We start from the raw sequence: 18,439 nt of genomic DNA on the forward strand, positions 1-18,439 counted from the left end.
CCCCAGGTTGTTGCCGTCGGATCGAGACACCGACCAGTCTGGGATCACCGGCCGATCAAGCCGGTGCGAACAGCACGACCAAGCACGACCAGGGGGATCCACTTCATGACCGCAGGCAGAAACACGAGAGACGGCACGCCGCGGCGGGCGCTGCCCGGGACCACGACCGCCGCGCTCGCCGGCGCACTCACCGTGGTCTCGACCGCGGCGCTCGCCGCCGCACTCGCGCTCTCGGCGTCCGGCAGCGTCCAGGCCGCGCCGCAGGCGACCACCACACCAGGCTTTCTCGCGGCGAAGGACATGCCGCAGGCCGCGGGCAACTTCTGGATCGCTGGCGACATCACCGCCGGCGCCCCGGAGTCGGACCCGTTCTGCCTGGAGAAGGTGCTGCCCGCCACGGGCACGACCTGGCACCGCATGTTCGGCACCGATCTCGAAACCGAGGGCGCGCAGGTGAGCGTCCGGGCGACGAGCGACGCGGCGGCCCGGAAGCTGGCCGCGTCGGCCGAGACGGCCATAGCGGCCTGCGCCGCCGACTGGCTGCGCGCCACCCCGGGTGGCACCGCCTCGTGGCAGGACTACGGGCGGCTTCCCGTCGAGGAGGGCGCGCGGGTCATCGGCGTCGCCACCTCGGTTCCGGATTCCGGCGTCAACGTACGGCTGCTGGGCATCGGCCGGGACGGCGACACCGTCACGATCGTCACGTGGAACCAGCTGGGGGATCTGGACCGCGCGCCGGTCGCGGCGTTCAAGAAGACCACCACCACGGCCGTACAGAAGCTCCGCTAGGAGCCGAGGCCGAGGTGGAGGGCGCGGGCGACGGGGGAAGCGGCGCTCGGGCCGGAGGATTGGTGACAGTGCGGGAGCGGGGGAGCCGTCGCGGCGTGGTCAGCGACGGTGGGTCTCCGCACTGTTCACATTGACCACGATTCTCCGGTCCGTGAGCTGGTCGTCTGTGACACAGAGCCGGTGGACGGACATCGCGAGGCACTTCTTGACCGGGAGTGCGCGCGGAAGTCCCCGCCGGCCGGTTCCCGGCCCACCCCTTCGGGCGCGCCTTCGAGGGGGTGGGCCGGGAATTCGCGTCGTCAGCCGCCCTGACGACGAAGAGCCGCCCGGGTCCTCAGGACCCGGGCGGCTCTCTGTCGGTTCAGCGCGTCATCGCCTCGTGGCGACGCCCAAGACTCACGTCTCAAGGCTCACAGCGGCCGGCTGACGGCTCACGTCTCAAGGGAACGTGAGCTTCACGCTGTTGATACGTCCGGTGTCCTGCGCGGCGACATCCTGGACCCGCAATTTCCAGGCGCCGTTGGCAGTCTCGGACGAGGCGTTCACGGTGTACGTCTCCACGACGTTGTCCGCCGAGTCACCGCTGCTCGAAGGCTTCAGCGGATAGACCGTCCCGTCCGGGGCGATCAGATCGACGACCAGGTCACCGCGCCAGGTGTGCGTGATGTCCACGCCGACCGGGAGGGCGGCGGGCGCGTTGCCCGTACGGCCGGTGACGTTGACGGTCGAGGTGACCGCCGCGCCGTTGTCCGGGATCGCGACGGTCCCGGTGTTCTCGAAGACCGTGCCACTGCTGCCGCCGGGGCGGGTGCCGACGGCGATGCCGGCCCACGCGTCGGCGACCGACTTGTACTCGGCGCTCGACGTGCCGTACAGCTCACCGGCGACCGCGAGCGTGCCGGTGCGGGCCGCCGCGTAGTTGGTGGTCGAGGTGAACTTCGTGGCGAGGGCCTTGAACCAGATCTGCTCCGCCTTCGCCCGGCCGATGCCGGTCACCGGCAGCCCGTCGGACGTCGCCGAGTTGTAGCTGACGCCGTTGATGGTCTTGGCGCCGCTGCCCTCGGAGAGCAGGTAGAAGAAGTGGTTCGCCGGACCCGACGAGTAGTGGACGTCGACGCCGCCGATGCCCGAGTACCAGTAGTCCTTGGACGCGCCGTCCTTGCTCGGTTTGTCCATGTACCGCAACGGCGTGCCGTTGCCGTTGATGTCGATCTTCTCGCCGATCAGGTAGTCGCCCACGTCCTGCGCGTTGTTGGCGTTGAACTCGACGGCCGCGGCGAAGATGTCCGAGGTCGCCTCGTTGAGACCGCCGGACTCACCGCTGTAGACGAGGCCCGCCGTGTTGGCGGTGACGCCGTGCGACATCTCGTGCGCTGCCACGTCGATGGACGTCAGCGGCTTGGCGTTGCCCGCGCCGTCGCCGTACGTCATGCAGAAGCAGCTGTCCTGCCAGAAGGCGTTGACGTAGTTGTTGCCGTAGTGCACGCGGGAGTACGCGCCGACGCCGTCGCCCCTGATGCCGGTGCGGCCGTGCACGTTCTTGAAGTAGTCCCAGGTGAGCGCGGCACCGAAGTGCGCGTCGGCGCCGGCGGTCTCCGCGTTGGACGCGGCGCCGTTGCCCCAGATGTCGTCCGGGCCCGAGAAGAGGGTGCCAGTGCCCGAGGAGCCGCGGTTCAGGTTGTACGTCTTGTGGTTGCCCCGGCCCGTGTCGGTCAGCGTGAACGACGGGGCGGTGCCCAGGGTGACCTGGCCGCTGTACTGGGTGTTGCCCGTGCCCTCGTGCACGGCCTGCCACTCGTAGAGCTTCTCGCCGGTGGCGGCGTCGGTGACGACGTGCAGCTCGTTGGGCGTGCCGCCCTTCTGGAAGCCGCCGACGACCGTCTCGTACGCGAGGGTCGGCCTGTCGTCCGCCAGCCAGACGACCTTGCGCGGAGCGCGTTCGGTCGCGGTCTTCGTCGAGCCCTCGGCCTTCGCCGCGGACAGCGCCTGCTTGGTGGCGGCGGCGGCCGGCACGTCGGCGTTGGTCTCGACGGACTTGAGGGCCGCCTTGGAGGCCTTGCTGACCCCTTCGGTGGCGCCCGCCTTCGTGGTGGCGACGACGAGGTCACCGCCGAGGACGGGGAGGCCGGCGTAGGTGCGCTCGTAGCGGGTGTGCGTGGTGCCGTCACGGTCCTGGACGACATCGCGTACGACGAGCTTCTCCTCGGCGCCGAGGCCGAGTTCGTCGGCCGTGGCCGCCTTGGTGGCGTTGGCCTCGCGTATCAGCTCGGCGCGCTGGGCGGGCGAGAGGGCCTTGGGGAGCGCGCCGGGGTCGGCCTTGCCGGCGACCGGTGCCGAGGGTGCCGAGTCGGGGGCGGCGGCGGCGCTGCCGGCCTGGACTCCGACGGCGAGAAGAGCGGTGACAGCGATCAGAGCGCCGGTCGCGGTGATGCGGCGGCTGGGCGTGGGTCTCACGCGAACTCCTTCTGCGAGGGGGGTACCGGACCACGCTCGGGTGGGCGGCCCGGACAGTGCAGGGCAACGCAGGAGCAAGGTGGAGCACGAGCTGAGCTGCGGTGCACGAGATGAGGAGCAGTGGTGCACGAGATGCGAAGCAGTGGTGCTCAGAACGGAGGAAGAGTCGCAGGAATCCGGCTTGCCTGTCAGGAGCGCGTCAACAAGTTGGCCGGAAATCGTCCGCTGCGCGAAGTCCCGTGTTCGTTAAGCGAAATCTGCGGCGCTGTTGCGGCGGTGTTACGCGGGCGTACGCCGGGCGGCCGTGATGATCTGCCGACTCGCGTCGGTCAGCGGCCCGTGGTCCGGTTCGCCGTGAAAAACCGCGAACACGGGTCAGGCCGTCGCCGCGACGTCGAACTCGCGCTCCCGGGACGTGGATTCGCGATCACCCGGAATCCACTCGATGTCCAATTCCGGTCAGGGGCGTGGCCGAGGTGATGCCGACGCCGTCCAGGTCGACCGTCGGCCGGGTGCGCGGCAACCGCCGAAGCGGGGCATATGCCCCGGACGAGGGTGTACGAATGTTCCCACAACGGGCGTTGGTGGGACACCGTATTCCGGTCCGGCGACCCGCCCCGCTCCCGTACAGTCCTTGGCGCCAACGCTCCGTCAGGGCCGCCGAGCACAGCGGCCGACCAGGAGAGGAACCCATGGAGCCCGAAGCCACCGCCGATCCCCTCGCGCACGTACCCGGCACGGGACGGCCCCTTCCCGAAGCCGATCCCGAACTCCTGCGGCGTTGGCGGTCGCAGGGGGGTGAACTGGTCGAGCTGCTGACCGAGGTGCGCGCGCGGTGGGGCGGTGTCGCCGCGTTCCGCCTCGGGCCGGCCCCCACCGTTCTCGTCACCGACCCGGCGGCCGTCCAGCAGGTACTCGCCCGGTATCCGGACCGGTACGTCAAGCGCTCCCACCGGGCCCGGCTGCTGATCGGCGACGGCGTCCTCGCCGCCACAGGCGCCGCGTGGAAGTCTCAACGGCGGCTGTTGCAGTCCCAGTTCACCGGCCCCGGCATGCGCCGCTACGAGCAGCGGATCACCGGGGCCGCCCGGACCACCGCCGCGCGCTGGGCGGAGTACGCCCGTACCGGGCAGAGCTTCGACGTCGGGCGGGAGATGCGGCGCTTCGCCCTGGACGCCATCTGGCGCGCCCTCACCGGCTACGCCCTCGACGACGGCACCGAGCGTGAACTGGACGCCGTGGCCGCCGTGGCGACCGCCCTCCCCACCCTGCCCGCCGATGTCACCGGCTCCCACGACGCCGTCGCCGCCGATCTCGCCCGGATCGACGCGGTCGCCCGGAACGCGGTCGAGGCCGCGCGCGGCGGGGCGGCCGGTCCGGACGGCCCCGGTCTGCTGCATGTGCTGACGGACGCCGCCGCCGAGCGCCCCGAGTACACCGACCGGCTGATCCGCGACGAGATGGTCACCCTGATGGTGGCCGGGCACGAGACCACCGCCACCACCCTGAGCTGGCTTTATCTGCTTCTCGACCAGCACCCGGCCGCCCGTGAACAGGCCCTGGCCGCCGGCGGCGAGGGCACGGAGCAGCGCCGCCAGGCCGTCCAGGCACTGGTCCACGAGACGCTCCGGCTCTACCCGTCCGCCTGGATGCTGCCCCGTCACGCCACCGAGGACGACACCCTCGCCGGATACGCCGTCGAGGCGGGCACCGACATCCTGGTCTGCCCGTACCTCACGCACCGCGACCCCGAACTGTGGCCCGATCCGGAGCACTTCGACCCCCGGCGGTTCACCGCCCCCGACGGCCGGCCAGCCCACCCGGGCGCCTACTTCCCCTTCGGTATCGGTCCCCGCGCCTGCCTCGGACTGCAATTCGCGCTCCGCGAATCGACCGTCCTCCTCGAACACCTGCTGCCCGCCCACACCGTGAACTTCTCCGCCACCCCGGCCAAGGCGGTGTATGGCATCACGGTCCGCCCGGACGGCCCCACTCGCGCGACGCTGACGCCGCCGCGCCGACGCTGAAGTGCGGGGCCGGTGAGGCCGAACCGTCCCGGCGCTTCCGGCACCGGCTCGGCCATGACGCCGCGGATCCTGGGACCCGTGGCATCAGGCCAGGCTGTCCCGCCACGCCCGGTGCAGGCCCGCGAACCGGCCGACGCCGCCGATCAGTTCGGCCGGGGAGCCGTCCTCCACGACGCGGCCGTGCTCCATCACCAGGACCCGGTCCGCGATCTCCACCGTCGACAGACGGTGCGCGATCACCACCGCCGTACGGCCGGCCAGGACCGTGTCCATCGCCCGCTGCACGGCGCGCTCGCCAGGGATGTCGAGGGAGCTGGTCGCCTCGTCCAGGATCAGTACGGAGGGGTCGGCCAGCAGCGCGCGGGCGAAGGCCACCAACTGGCGCTGGCCCGCCGAGATCCGGCCGCCCCGCTTCCGTACGTCCGTGTCGTACCCCTCCGGCAGCCGGCTGATGAAGTCGTGCGCGCCGATCGCCTTCGCCGCGCGCTCGATGTCGTCGCGCGAGGCGTCGGGACGGCCGATCGCGATGTTCTCCGCGACCGTGCCGGAGAAGAGGAACGCCTCCTGGGTCACCATCACGACACCGCGCCGCAGTTCGGGGGTATCCAGGTCCCGCAGATCGGTGCCGTCGAGCAGGACGCGGCCCTCGGTGGGGTCGTAGAACCGGGCCAGCAGCTTCGCCAGCGTCGACTTGCCCGCGCCCGTCGAACCGACGACGGCGACCGTCTGGCCGGCCGGGAGCGTCAGATCGAAGCGCGGCAGGACCTCGCCGCCCGTACGGTACGAGAAGCTGACCGAGTCGAACACGACCTCCCGGCCCGGCTGTCCGCCCGTCAGCTCCGGCAGCCGGCGCGGGGACGCGGCCTCCGGCACGGACGGCGTCTGGGCCAGCAGGCCCGCGATCTTCTCCAGCGAGGCGGCGGCCGACTGGTAGGAGTTGAGGAACATCCCGAGCCGGTCGATCGGGTCGTACAGCCTCCGCAGGAACAGCACCGACGCGGCCAGCACCCCGAGGGCCAGCGTGCCGTCCGCCACCCGGAAGGCGCCCCACAGCACGATCCCGGCGACCGCGACGTTCGCGGTGAGCCGTGAACCGATCACATAGCGCGCCATTTCGAGGATCGCGTCGCCGTTGGTGCGTTCGTGGTGGTGGTTGAGCGCGTGGAAGTCGGCGTCGTTGGCGCGCTCGCGGCGGAACGCGCGCACCGGCCTGATGCCGTTCATCGTCTCCGCGAACTTCACGATGACCGCCGCGATGGCGGTGGAGCGCTTGCCGAAGATGGCGCCGGCCCGGTGCTGGTACAGCCGCACCAGCGCGTACAGCGGTACGAAGGAGAGCACCGCGAGCCCGCCGATGCCGAGGTCCAAGTAGAGCAGCATCGCCGAGATGTAGACGAACGCGAGGATGACCCCGATCAGCTCCTGGAGCCCTTCGGCGAGCAGTTCGCGCAGCGACTCGACGTCCGTGGTCGAGCGGGAGATCAGCCGTCCCGAGGTGTAGCGCTCGTGGAAGTCCACGCTCAGCGCCTGGGCGTGGCGGAAGATCCGGCCGCGCAGATCGAGGAGCACGTCCTGGTTGACGCGGGCCGACGCGCGGATGAAGGCGTACTGGAAGACGCCGGCCCCGGCCGCGCAGAACAGATAACCGACGGCGACCGCGATCAGCGGGCCGTTGTCGTCGGCCCGGAAGGCGGGCACACCACGGTCGATGGCGTACGCGACGAGCAGCGGACCGGCCTGGACGGCGGCTTGCTGGAGGAGCAGGAACAGCGCGGCGACGACGACCTTGCCGCGCCGGGCGCGCAGCAGCGACCGGAGCAGCGCGCCGGTCGCACCGGGTGGCGCGGGCAGCGCGTCCTGGGCGAAGGGGTCGTCGTCCGAGGGCGCGTTGTCACTCCCGGCCGCCTTCGACCCCTGCACGGCGGGTGCGTGGACGGGGAGGTGGTCGCCGCCGGACGGCTTTGCGCCTACGGTGGGCGCCGCGCCGTACCCACCGGTGCCGGGACCCGGGTCCACCTGGGTGAGCGTGTCGGTGACGGTTCCCGCGTCGGCGGCGTGTTCGGCGCCGTGCGCGCCCGTACCCCCGCCCGTACCCCCGCCCGTACCGGCGCCCGTATCCCCGCCGTCGTCCGGTCCCGGCGCGCCGTCGCTCGTGGTCGTCGGTGACGACGTCATCGCATGCTCCCCTCGACGGCTTCCGCCGCCACGTCGCCTCCGGTCTCCGGCGCGGCCCCACCCTCCGCGGCCTCGCCCTCCGCGTCCGCCCCCGACATCAGCCACGCGTACTCCGCGTTGTCCCGCAGCAGTTCGTGGTGTGTGCCCACCGCCGTGATCCGGCCGTCCGAGAGCAGCGCCACCCGGTCCGCCAGCATCACCGTCGACGGCCGGTGCGCCACGACCAGCGCCGTCGTCTCCTCCAGCACGCGGCGCAGGGCCGCCTCCACCAGCGCCTCCGTATGGACGTCGAGCGCGGACAGCGGATCGTCGAGCACCAGGAAGCGCGGTCTGCCGACCACCGCACGCGCCAGCGCCAGCCGCTGCCGCTGGCCGCCGGAGAGGCTGAGCCCCTGCTCGCCGACCTCCGTGCGCACCCCCTGCGGCAGATCCTTCACGAAGTCGGCCTGCGCCACGTCCAGCGCCCGCGACAGGGCGGCCTCGTCGGCGCTCTCGGCGCCCATCCGGACGTTCTCCCCGACGGTCGCCGAGAAGAGGGTCGGTTCCTCGAAGGCCACGGACACCAGCTCACGCAGCCGCTGCCGGGGCATCCGTGTGATGTCCTCGCCGTCGAGCGTGATCCGGCCGCCCGTCACCTCGTGCAGCCGGGGCACCAGCGCGGTGAGCGTCGTCTTCCCGGAGCCCGTCGCGCCGACGAGGGCCATGGTCTCGCCGGACCTGATGTGCAGGTCCACCCCTGTCAGTACGGGCACGGACCCCGCCTCCGCGTCGGGATACCGGAACGACACCCCCTCGAAGCGCAGCCCGTCCGACCCGGCGCCCGTGTCCGCCGCCGGCCCGGCCGTGTCCGCCGTCTCCTCCTCGGCGTCCATCACCTCGAAGTACCGCTCCGTCGCCGTCGCCGACTCCTGGCTCATCGCCAGCAGGAAGCCGATCGACTCCACCGGCCAGCGCAGCGCCAGCGCCGTCGACAGGAAGGCGACCAGCGTGCCGGTCGACAGATGCCCGTCGGCGACCTGGACCGTGCCGAGCACCAGCGCCGCGCCGATCGCCACCTCGGGGATGACCATGATCAGCGCCCAGATGCCCGCCAGCAGCCGGGCCTTGCCCAGCTCCGTACCGCGCAGCCGCTCCGCGAGCGCCCGGAACGCCAGGGCCTGACTGCGGTGCCTGCCGAAGCCCTTCACGATCCGTACGCCGAGAACGCTCTCCTCGACCACCGTGGTCAGATCGCCCACCTGGTCCTGCGCCTTGCGCGCCACCAGTGAGTACTTCGCCTCGAAGACCGAACACAGGACGACCAGCGGCACCACGGGCGCCAGCAGCACCAGCCCCAGCGTCCACTCCTGCATCAGCAGAATCAGGAACCCGACCAGGATCGTCGTCCCGTTCACCAGCAGGAAGGTCAGCGGAAAGGCCAGAAACATCCGCAGCAGCATCAGGTCCGTCGTACCGCGCGACAGCAACTGACCCGAGGGCCAGCGGTCGTGGAAGGCGATCGGCAACCGCTGGAGGTGCCGGTAGAGATCGGCCCGCATCGCCGCCTCGACCCCCGCCAGCGGCCTCGCCACCAGCCACCGCCGGAAGCCGAACAGGCACGCCTCCAGGATCCCGAGCAGCAGCAGATACAGCGCGCCCAGCCAGATGCCGCCCTTGTCGCCGTCCGCGATCGGACCGTCGACCATCCACTTCAGCACGAGGGGGATGACCAGGCCCAGACACGAGGCCAGCACCGCGACGAACGCCGCGCTGAACAGGCGCACGCGCACCGGCCGTACGTACGGCCAGAGCCTGAGCAGCGAGCGCACGACGGAGCGGTCCCGGACGGCTGAGCTGTCCTTGGTCGGTACATCTTCGGAGGTCGACATCAGGGGCGAGCCTACGTTTCACCTCTGACACTGCCCACCGATTTCCGGCTGACGTGGGCATCGGCCGATCGGTCGCGACGGTGGGCATCAACCGATCGGTTGATCACAGGTCGAGCGCGATGGCCGATGCCGCTCCCGGCCGTTCGGGGAGATGCTGCCCGCATGGCGATTATCGAAGTCAACGGCCTGCGCAAGGCCTACGGGGGAAAGCCCGCCGTCGACGGTGTCGACTTCACCGTCGAAGAAGGCGAGATTTTCGGGATCCTCGGTCCCAACGGTGCGGGCAAGACGACGACCGTCGAATGCGTCGAAGGGCTCAGGACCCCCGACTCCGGCACCGTCCGGGTGGCGGGACTCGACCCGGTCCGCGACCACCAGCAGGTCACCGCTCTCCTCGGCGCACAGCTCCAGGAGAGCGAACTCCAGCCGAAGCTGACGGTGCGCGAGGCATTGGAGCTGTACGCCGCCTTCTATCCGAAGCCCGCCGACTGGCGTCCGCTCGCCGCCCGCCTCGGACTTGAGGCGAAGCTCTCGACGCGCTTCGCGAAGCTCTCCGGCGGCCAGAAGCAGCGGCTGTTCATCGCGCTGGCCCTGATCGGCGGCCCCCGGGTGGTCGTACTCGACGAGCTGACCACCGGCCTCGACCCGCGCGCCCGGCGCGACACCTGGAGCCTGATCGAGGAGATCCGCGACTCCGGGGTGACGGTGCTGCTGGTCACCCACTTCATGGAGGAGGCACAGCGCCTCTGCGACCGGATCGCCGTGATCGACCGGGGGAAGGTCGCCGCGCTCGACACCCCGTCCGGGCTGATCGCGCGGTCCTCCGCGACCACCGTCATCTCCTTCACCCCGTCGCGGCCCCTGGGCGACGAGGACCTGGCCGGGCTGCCGGGCGCGGTGTCCGTGGGGACACAGGGCGACCGGCTCGTCATCAACGGCACCGACGACACCGTCAACGCGGTCATCACCCTGCTCGCCCGGCTCCGCGTCACCGCGCACCAGCTCCGGGTCACCGAGGCGACGCTGGACGACGCGTTCCTGGACCTGACGGAGAACGACACCGGGGCCGCCCCGTCCGTTGCGACCACGCCCGCCACCACCGAGAGGGTCTGACATGGCCTCCGCCGCCACCGCCGTCCTCAAGACCGAGGCGCGCCTGCTGACCCGCGAGCCCGGGGTGCTCTTCTGGCTCGTCGCCTTCCCGACCCTCCTGATGGTGATCATCGGGCTGATCCCCGGTTACCAGGACGCCGACCCCGACCTCGGCGGCCGGCGGGTCATCGACCTGTACGTCCCCGTCGCCTCCCTGCTCGCCCTGATCGTGGGCGGACTCCAGGCCATGCCGCCGATCCTGATCGGCTACCGCGAGCGCGGCATCCTGCGCCGTATGTCCACCACGCCCGTGCGGCCCGCCACGCTGCTCACCTCGCAGATCGTCCTGCTGGGCGCCGGCGCGCTCGCCTCGTCCGCGCTGGTGATCGCCGTCGGCAGGATCGCCTTCGGGGTGGCGCTGCCGGGGCAGCTCGCCGGATATCTCCTGGCGCTGGCCCTCGCGACGGCCGGCGCCCTGGCCATGGGCGGCCTGGTCTGCGCGATCTCGCCCACCCAGCGGGCGGGCCAGGCGATCGGCTCCGCGCTGTTCTTCCCGTCGATGTTCACCGCGGGGGTGTGGCTGCCCGTCCAGACGATGCCCGACCTGCTGCGGGACATCGTCAGCTACTCGCCCATGGGCGCCGCGTCCGAGGCCCTCGACGCCGCGATGCTCGGTGGCCGGCCGCACTGGGTGGACCTGGGCGTGATGGCGCTGTGGGCGCTCGTGCTGACCGCGGGCGCCGCCCGCTGGTTCCGCTGGGAGTGACCTGCTTCGGGCGGGAGATCCCCGTCCCCGGCCCCCGCCGGAGGCCGCGGAGGGAGGGGCACACTGTGGGGATGACGACGGCCGGGTCGGCGAGCGTGCCGAAATCCGTGGAGGAGCGGTGGGAGCAGTTCCACCGGCGGGGCCCGTACGCCCTGCTGGCACTGTCCACCGTGATCTCCGCCCTCAGCGTGGACGCCTTCGGCATGACCCGCACGGAGGTGTGTCTGACCGGCGCGCTGGTGGTCGTCGCCGCCGCGCTCCAGCTCTGGTGGGACCTGACCTGGAACGTCAGGACGCTGCGCCGGCGGGAGCCGTCGGCGGCCGGTCTCGTCTACTACGCGGTGCGGACCGTGGTCGCGTTCGTCCTCACCTGGCTCAACCCGCTCTTCGCGATCTACGCCATCCTCGGCTACTTCGACAGCGGCCATCTCCTGCCCGAGCGCGCCGTCCGGGCGGGACTGCTCGTATACGCGGTCATCATGGCGGGCTCGCAGTCCGGCGGCCTGCCGCCCGAGGACATCCTCCAATGGGCCCTGTTCGCCGGGCTCCTGCTGCTGAACGGCTCCCTCACCCTCGTCTTCGCCCATCTCGGCCGCCAGGAGTCCGAGATCGCCGCCGAGCGCGCCGCGACCATCACCCAGCTCGAACAGGCCAACGCCCGCCTCGAACAGGCCCTGGCGGAGAACGCCGGCCTGCACGCCCAACTCCTCGTCCAGGCCAGGGAGGCGGGCGTCGCCGACGAGCGGCGCAGGCTCGCCGCCGAGATCCACGACACCATCGCCCAGGGGCTGACCGGCATCATCGCCCAGCTCCAGGTGGTCACCGCCACCTCCGACCCGGAGCTGGCCCGCGAGCATCTGACCCGGGCCGCCGCCCTCGCCCGCCACAGTCTCGGCGAGGCCCGCCGCTCGGTACGGAACCTCGGCCCGGCCGCCCTGGACCACGACACCCTCGCCGAGGCCCTGACGAAGACCGTCGCCGACTGGGCCGAACGCACCGGCGTGGACGCCCGGTTCACCGTCACCGGCACCGAGGAACCCCTGCACGACGAGGTCGCCGCCACCCTGCTGCGCATCGCCGAGGAGGCCCTCGCCAACACCGCCAAGCACGCCGCCGCCCGCCGGACCGGCGTCACCCTGTCGTACATGGGCGACGAGATCACTCTCGACGTACGGGACGACGGGCGCGGCTTCGACCCGCTCGTGCTGCGCCCGCGCTCCGGCGCGAATGGCTTCGGGCTCGACGGCATGCGGGCCCGCGCGGAGCGCATCGCGGGCACCGTGACCGTCGAGTCCGAGGAGGGCGGCGGCGGTACGGCGGTCTCGGCCCGCGTACCTTTGGTACGCCATGCCTGAGCGGACCATCACCCTGATCGTCGTCGACGACCATCCCGTCGTACGGGACGGTCTGCGCGGCATGTTCGAATCGGCCGAAGGCTTCGAGGTGCTGGGCGAGGCGTCCGGCGGTGTCGAGGGCGTCGAGCTGGCCCTGCGGCTGGACCCGGACGTCGTCCTGATGGACCTGCGGATGCCGCAGGGCGGCGGCGTCGCCGCCATCGCGGCGCTGACCGGGCACCGGGCCCGCGCCAAGGTCCTCGTCCTCACCACGTACGACACGGACTCCGACACCATCCCCGCCATCGAGGCGGGCGCCACCGGCTATCTCCTCAAGGACGCGCCCCGAGAGGAGCTGTTCACGGCGGTACGGGCGGCGGCCGAGGGACGTACGGTCCTGTCGCCCGCCGTCGCGTCCCGGCTCGTCTCCCGCGTCCGTACGCCCGCCGCCGGCAACGAAGCCCTCTCGGCGCGCGAGCGCGAGGTCCTCGAACTCGTCGCGCGGGGCACGTCCAACCGGGAGATCGCCGCCGAGCTGTTCATCAGCGAGGCGACGGTGAAGACCCATCTCACCCACATCTACGGCAAGTTGGGTGTGAAGGACCGGGCGGCGGCGGTCGCCGTCGGATACGACCGCAAGATCCTCGGCTGAGCCGGCCCCCTCCGTCGGCCTCTTTACGTAGGGGGCCGGGGCTCACTCCCGTACCCGCACCAGCAGCACCGCCCGCGCGGGCACCGTCGTCACCGTCCCCCCGTCGAGCACCGTCCCCGGCTCCTCGTCCTGGTCCTCCGACGAGGTGTCGACCACCAGCTCGTACGACCGCGCCCACGGGGGACCGGGCAGCGCGAACTCCACCGGGTCCGGGCCCGAGTGCAGCACCGCCAGGAAGCTGTCGTCGGTGATCTTCTCCCCGCGCGCGTCACGCCCGGGGATGTCGCGCCCCGACAGGAACAGCGCGAGCGTCGACGCGGGCGCGTACCAGTCCCGCTCCGTCATCTCCTTCCCGTCCGGCCGGAACCACGCCAGGTCCCGCAGCCCGTCGGGCGCCTGCGCCCGGCCGGAGAAGAACGCGCGGCGGCGCAGCACCGGATGGGCGTGCCGCAGCGCCAGCAGGCGCCTGGTGAGCCGGTGCAGGCCGTCCGGGCCCGGCTGTGCGAGGAGTGACCAGTCGAGCCAGCTGGTCTCGTTGTCCTGGCAGTACGCGTTGTTGCTGCCGCCCTGCGTACGGCCCAGCTCGTCGCCCGCGACGAGCATCGGCACACCGGTCGACAGCAGCAGGGTGGTGAGCAGATTGCGCGACTGGCGCCGCCGCAGCGCGTTGACCTCGGGGTCGTCGGTCTCGCCCTCCACGCCGCAGTTCCACGCGCGGTTGTCGTCCGTGCCGTCCCGGTTGCCCTCGCCGTTGGCCTCGTTGTGCTTGTGCTCGTAACTGACCAGGTCGCGCAGTGTGAAGCCGTCGTGCGCGGTGACGAAGTTGACGGAGGCGTACGGCCGCCGGCCGCCCCACGCGTACAGGTCGCTCGATCCGGACAGCCGGTAGCCCAGATCCCGTACGTCGGGGGTGGCGCCCCGCCAGAAGTCGCGTACGGCGTCCCGGTAGCGGTCGTTCCACTCCGTCCACAGCGGCGGGAAGGCCCCCACCTGGTAGCCGCCGTCGCCGACGTCCCACGGCTCGGCGATGAGCTTCACGCGCCGCAGCACCGGGTCCTGCGCGATCACCGCGAGGAACGGCGACAGCATGTCGACGTCGTGCATGGAGCGGGCGAGGGCCGCCGCCAGGTCGAAGCGGAAACCGTCGACGCCCATCTCGGTCACCCAGTACCGCAGCGAGTCCGTGATCAGCCGCAGCACCTGCGGCTGGACGACGTCGAGGGTGTTGCCGCAGCCCGTGTAGTCGGCGTACCGGCGGGCGTCGGGCTGGAGCCGGTAGTAGCCGCGGTTGTCTATGCCGCGCAGCGACAGCGTCGGGCCGAGCTCGCCCGCCTCCGCCGTGTGGTTGTAGACGACGTCGAGGATGACCTCGATCCCGGCGTCGTGCAGGGCGCGCACCATCCGCTTGAACTCCTCGACCTGCTGGCCCCGGGTGCCGCCGGCGGCGTAGCCGGCGTGCGGGGCGAAGTAGCCGATGGAGTTGTAGCCCCAGTAGTTGCGCAGCCCGCGCCGCAGCAGATGGTCCTCGTGGGCGAACTGGTGCACCGGCAGCAGCTCGACCGCGGTCACCCCGAGCCGCAGCAGATGGTCGATCGCCGCCGGGTGGGCGAGGCCCGCGTACGTGCCGCGCAGCTCGTCCGGGATGCCCGGGTGGCGCATGGTGAAGCCGCGTACGTGCAGCTCGTAGATGACCGTGTCCGCCCAGGGCGTCTTGGGGCGCCGGTCGTCGGCCCACTCGTCGTCGGGGGCGTCGTCGTGGACGACGACGCCCTTGGGGACGTACGGCGCCGAGTCGTGCTCGTCGCGCACCGTGTCGGCCACCTGCCCCTGCGGCCAGTCGCGCACATGGCCGTACACCTCGGGCGGCAGCCGGAAGTCGCCGTCGACGGCGCGGGCGTACGGGTCGAGCAGCAGCTTCGCCGGATTCCACCGGGCGCCCGTCCAGGGGTCCCAGCGGCCGTGGACCCGGAAGCCGTACCGCTGCCCGGGTCGTACGTCGGGGACGAAGCCGTGCCAGATCTCGTGCGTCAGTTCCGTCAGCGGCAGACGGGTCTCCACCACCCCGCCTCCTACAGAGGGCGCGGCTCCGTTGCCTCCTCCTACAGAGGCCGCGGCGCCGTTGCTCCCTTCCACTGAGGGCGCGTCGTCGAAGAGGCACAGCTCCACGGCCTCGGCGCCGCCCGCCCACAGGGCGAAGTTCGTCCCGGCGACCCCGTCGGGGCCCACCCGGAAGCGCGCCCCCAGCGGCGTCGGCGCCCCCGGCCACACCTGCGGCGGGGGAGCGGCGGAGGCCGCCTCCCCGACGGCCTCCGCCCCGCTGACCTCGCGTCCCTCGCCTTTCCCGACCGGATCTCTCACGTGATCCATCATCGGATCCGGGACCGGTTCCCGCACTGTCTCCTGCTCGGCTGCGCTCGCCACCTGTCAGGCCTCCCGGCTCTTCGGCCCCGCGCATCCGGCAGCCGTGGCGTCCCGGCCCTGGCTGCTCCCGCGTGGTCTCCCAGCAGTTCTGCCCGCCGGAAGGCCCGCACTCACGTTTCCCGGTGAGGGGGGTCGTCGTTGGGCGGGTCGTGACACACGTACTGAAGCGGGCAGGGACCGGCGTGGCCGCCGCCCTGACATGGGCAGGACTGATCGCGGGAGCGGCCGGACTGACGGGCTGCACCGTCGGCGAGACCTTCACCGAAAGCAAGTCCCCGGCACCCGGGGACACGATCCGGATCAGCCCCGAGGACGGGGCCAAGGACATCAAGCGCGGCGACCGGATCGAGGTGAGGGTCCCGGACGGCCGGCTGGAGCGGGTCGATGTCGCGCAGGTCGAGAACGCGCAGCGCACGGAGCTGCCGGGCCGGATCTCCGACGACGGGCAGGTGTGGACGCCCGAGGCGGGTGCGAACGTCGTGCTCGCCGCGAAGTACAGCGTCGACGTGGTCGCCGTGGACGGCGCGGGCCGCCGCTCGGCCCGCCACTCGACCTTCACCACCGCCGTGCCGAAGCATCGTTTCATCGGCTACTTCAAGCCCGAGAACCGCTCGACCGTCGGCACCGGCATGATCGTCTCCTTCGACTTCAACCGGAAGATCGAGAACCGCGCCGCCGTCCAGCGCGCCATCCAGGTCACGTCGGACCCGCCGGTCGAGATCGTCGGGCACTGGTTCGGCAGCCGGCGCCTGGACTTCCGGCCCCGCGAGTACTGGAAGCCGGGCACCCGGGTCAGCGTCGACCTGCGGCTGCGGGACGTACAGGCGGCGCCGGGGGTCTTCGGCATCCAGGAGAAGAAGGTCGCCTTCACGGTCGGCCGCTCGCAGGTGTCCCTGGTCGATGCCGAGAAGCACACCATGGAGGTACGGCGCGACGGCGCGCTCGTCTCGACGGTGCCGATCACGGCCGGGGCGCCCAAGACCACGACGTACAACGGGAAGATGGTCGTCACCGAGCTGTACGACGTGACGCGGATGAACGGCGCCACGGTGGGCTTCGGCGGTGAGTACGACATCAAGGACGTGCCGCACGCGCTGCGGCTGACGACGTCGGGGACCTTCCTGCACGGCAACTACTGGGCCCCGCCCGACACCTTCGGGTCGGCCAACGTCAGCCATGGGTGCGTCGGCCTGCGGGACGTCAAGGGCGGCAGCTCCGACACCCCGGCGGGCTGGTTCTTCGACAGGACGCTCGTCGGCGATGTCGTGGAAGTGGTCAACTCACCGGACAGGACGGTCGATCCGGACAACGGACTGAGCGGCTGGAACCTCGACTGGCAGAAGTGGAAGGCGGGTTCCGCGGTCGCCCGCTGACGGCGAGGAGTCGTACCGATCCCCTCACACCCACCCTCACCTGCGTGACCGTCCCTGATTCCGGCAGACGTTGGAACGGAACAGTGACAATCCCGGGGAGTCCGGGACGGCCTGCGGTGTGATTATCTAGCGCCGTGCGCGCGAGCAAAGCGCGCGGGGGTGTGGAGCCCGGTCGTGCGTTGTTCGCACCCGGCTCCGAGGCCGTGGTGGGACCCGGCCGTGTGAGGGGAGACGACCATTGAACGGGCAGCCGGTATCGGGGGCATCGGCGCGAGTCGGCCGTGGACGGGGCAGAGGGCTGACGGCGTTCGCGCTGGGGAGCCTGCTGCTGTTCGTGACGGCGTGCGGCGGGGGCGGCGACTCCGCCGCGGGCGGTGAGGGCAAGGGCGGCGAGAAGGGCGGCAAGGTCGAGAACGCCGCCTCGCAGGCCGTCGTGACGATCGCGCCCAAGGACGGTGCGAAGTCGGTCGCGACGAGCGGCGCGCTCAAGATAGGCGCGAGCAAGGGCAAGTTGACGACCGTCACCGTCGAGGACAGCAAGGGCAACGCGGTCGACGGCAAGATCGCCGCCGACGGCACGGCCTGGGAGCCGTCCCGGCACCTGGCCGGTGCCACCAAGTACACGGTCCACGCGATAGCCAAGGACTCCGAGGGCCGGGTGTCGGCGAAGGACACCACCTTCACCACCCTCGTACCGAAGAACACCTTCATCGGCCACTACACGCCCGAGGACGGCTCGACGGTCGGTGTCGGCATGCCGGTCTCGCTCAACTTCACCCGGGGGATCACCGATCCCGAGGCCGTGGAGAAGGCCATCAAGGTGACCGCCGAGCCGTCGGTCCCCGTCGAGCCCCACTGGTTCGGCAACGACCGGCTCGACTTCCGCCCCGAGAAGTACTGGGCCGCGGGCACGAAGGTGACCGTGGAGCTGAACCTCGACGGTGTCGAGGGACGGCCCGGGGTGTACGGCGAGCAGTCCAAGACCGTCAAGTTCACCATCGGCCGCTCCATGGTCTCCACGGTCGACGCCAAGGCCAAGACGATGAAGGTCGTCAAGGACGGCAGGGAGATCAAGAAGATCAACATCACGGCCGGCGCACCGTCGACCACGACGTACAACGGCCAGATGGTCATCAGCGAGAAGCACAAGGTGACGCGGATGAACGGCGCCACCGTGGGCTTCGGCGGTGAGTACGACATCAAGGACGTACCGCACGCGATGCGGCTGTCCACGTCGGGCACCTTCATCCACGGCAACTACTGGGCGTCCGCCGGGACGTTCGGCTCCGCCAACGTCAGCCACGGGTGCGTCGGACTGCGCGACGTCCGGGGCGGCTACGACAAGAACATGCCGTCCGCGTGGTTCTACGACCGGTCGATCATCGGCGACGTGGTGATCGTGAAGAACTCCAACGACAAGAACATCGCCCCGGACAACGGCCTCAACGGCTGGAACATGTCCTGGGCCGAGTGGACGAAGTAGCTCAC

At 71.4% G+C, this 18,439-nt stretch carries 12 protein-coding genes; 8 read left to right on the plus strand and 4 right to left on the minus strand.

Annotated elements, in window-relative coordinates; all coding sequences use genetic code 11:
- Window positions 1-105: 105 nt before the first annotated feature.
- Entirely contained in the window at window positions 106-789 is a 684-nt protein-coding gene (locus ACFYNU_RS05915) for a hypothetical protein (RefSeq protein ID WP_356588089.1), read from the plus strand.
- A 438-nt stretch (window positions 790-1,227) separates the two neighbouring features.
- Here ACFYNU_RS05915 and ACFYNU_RS05920 read toward each other — a convergent pair whose 3' ends face one another.
- Window positions 1,228-3,243 (minus strand): M4 family metallopeptidase, encoded by a 2,016-nt coding sequence (locus tag ACFYNU_RS05920; protein ID WP_356588087.1) that lies wholly within the window; start codon window positions 3,241-3,243, stop codon window positions 1,228-1,230.
- Window positions 3,244-3,935: 692 nt separating this feature from the next.
- Between ACFYNU_RS05920 and ACFYNU_RS05925 the strand changes: the two genes are divergently transcribed.
- Window positions 3,936-5,270, plus strand: coding sequence for a cytochrome P450 (locus tag ACFYNU_RS05925; RefSeq protein ID WP_356588085.1), 1,335 nt, complete (start codon window positions 3,936-3,938; stop codon window positions 5,268-5,270).
- An 84-nt stretch (window positions 5,271-5,354) separates the two neighbouring features.
- Here ACFYNU_RS05925 and ACFYNU_RS05930 read toward each other — a convergent pair whose 3' ends face one another.
- Window positions 5,355-7,445 carry an ABC transporter ATP-binding protein gene (locus tag ACFYNU_RS05930; RefSeq protein ID WP_356588083.1) on the minus strand — a complete coding sequence of 697 codons (2,091 nt, stop codon included), beginning with the start codon at window positions 7,443-7,445 and terminating at the stop codon, window positions 5,355-5,357.
- Window positions 7,442-9,313: an ABC transporter ATP-binding protein gene (locus ACFYNU_RS05935; protein WP_356588081.1), complete on the minus strand. Its 1,872-nt coding sequence runs from the start codon at window positions 9,311-9,313 to the stop codon at window positions 7,442-7,444. Before ACFYNU_RS05935 ends, ACFYNU_RS05930 begins: the two co-directional genes overlap by 4 nt.
- Before the next feature lie 162 nt (window positions 9,314-9,475).
- On the opposite strand from ACFYNU_RS05935, the gene ACFYNU_RS05940 reads away from it, so the two are divergent.
- The 4 genes from ACFYNU_RS05940 (at window position 9,476) to ACFYNU_RS05955 (ending at window position 13,157) form a co-directional block, all read left to right on the plus strand.
- Window positions 9,476-10,426, plus strand: a complete 951-nt coding sequence (locus ACFYNU_RS05940; protein ID WP_356588079.1) for an ABC transporter ATP-binding protein — start codon at window positions 9,476-9,478, stop codon at window positions 10,424-10,426.
- Between the two features lies 1 nt (window position 10,427).
- Window positions 10,428-11,171, plus strand: a complete 744-nt coding sequence (locus tag ACFYNU_RS05945; RefSeq protein WP_356588077.1) for an ABC transporter permease — start codon at window positions 10,428-10,430, stop codon at window positions 11,169-11,171.
- A 71-nt stretch (window positions 11,172-11,242) separates the two neighbouring features.
- Complete coding sequence (locus ACFYNU_RS05950) at window positions 11,243-12,526, plus strand: sensor histidine kinase (protein ID WP_356588075.1); 1,284 nt, start codon at window positions 11,243-11,245, stop codon at window positions 12,524-12,526.
- Window positions 12,519-13,157: a response regulator transcription factor gene (locus ACFYNU_RS05955; protein ID WP_356588073.1), complete on the plus strand. Its 639-nt coding sequence runs from the start codon at window positions 12,519-12,521 to the stop codon at window positions 13,155-13,157. The genes ACFYNU_RS05950 and ACFYNU_RS05955 overlap by 8 nt, the downstream gene beginning before the upstream one ends.
- A gap of 42 nt (window positions 13,158-13,199) precedes the next feature.
- Here the strand turns inward: ACFYNU_RS05955 and glgX are convergent, their stop codons facing one another.
- Entirely contained in the window at window positions 13,200-15,524 is a 2,325-nt protein-coding gene (glgX, locus tag ACFYNU_RS05960) for a glycogen debranching protein GlgX (RefSeq protein WP_356588071.1), read from the minus strand.
- Between the two features lie 203 nt (window positions 15,525-15,727).
- Between glgX and ACFYNU_RS05965 the strand changes: the two genes are divergently transcribed.
- Entirely contained in the window at window positions 15,728-16,951 is a 1,224-nt protein-coding gene (locus ACFYNU_RS05965; RefSeq protein WP_356588069.1) for an Ig-like domain-containing protein, read from the plus strand.
- 238 nt (window positions 16,952-17,189) lie between these two features.
- Window positions 17,190-18,434, plus strand: a complete 1,245-nt coding sequence (locus ACFYNU_RS05970) for an Ig-like domain-containing protein (RefSeq protein ID WP_356588067.1) — start codon at window positions 17,190-17,192, stop codon at window positions 18,432-18,434.
- Window positions 18,435-18,439: the final 5 nt, after the last annotated feature.

The organism is Streptomyces sp. NPDC006643 (assembly GCF_042870175.1).
Classification (GTDB): Bacteria; Actinomycetota; Actinomycetes; order Streptomycetales; family Streptomycetaceae; genus Streptomyces.

Coding starts and splice junctions, on each gene's coding strand:
- ACFYNU_RS05915 (WP_356588089.1), top strand. CDS start 106: ATGACCGCAGGCAGAAACACGAGAGACGGCACGCCGCGGCGGGCGCTG.
- ACFYNU_RS05925 (WP_356588085.1), top strand. CDS start 3,936: ATGGAGCCCGAAGCCACCGCCGATCCCCTCGCGCACGTACCCGGCACG.
- ACFYNU_RS05930 (WP_356588083.1), bottom strand. CDS start 7,445: ATGACGTCGTCACCGACGACCACGAGCGACGGCGCGCCGGGACCGGAC.
- ACFYNU_RS05935 (WP_356588081.1), bottom strand. CDS start 9,313: ATGTCGACCTCCGAAGATGTACCGACCAAGGACAGCTCAGCCGTCCGG.
- ACFYNU_RS05940 (WP_356588079.1), top strand. CDS start 9,476: ATGGCGATTATCGAAGTCAACGGCCTGCGCAAGGCCTACGGGGGAAAG.
- ACFYNU_RS05945 (WP_356588077.1), top strand. CDS start 10,428: ATGGCCTCCGCCGCCACCGCCGTCCTCAAGACCGAGGCGCGCCTGCTG.
- ACFYNU_RS05950 (WP_356588075.1), top strand. CDS start 11,243: ATGACGACGGCCGGGTCGGCGAGCGTGCCGAAATCCGTGGAGGAGCGG.
- ACFYNU_RS05955 (WP_356588073.1), top strand. CDS start 12,519: ATGCCTGAGCGGACCATCACCCTGATCGTCGTCGACGACCATCCCGTC.
- glgX (WP_356588071.1), bottom strand. CDS start 15,524: ATGGATCACGTGAGAGATCCGGTCGGGAAAGGCGAGGGACGCGAGGTC.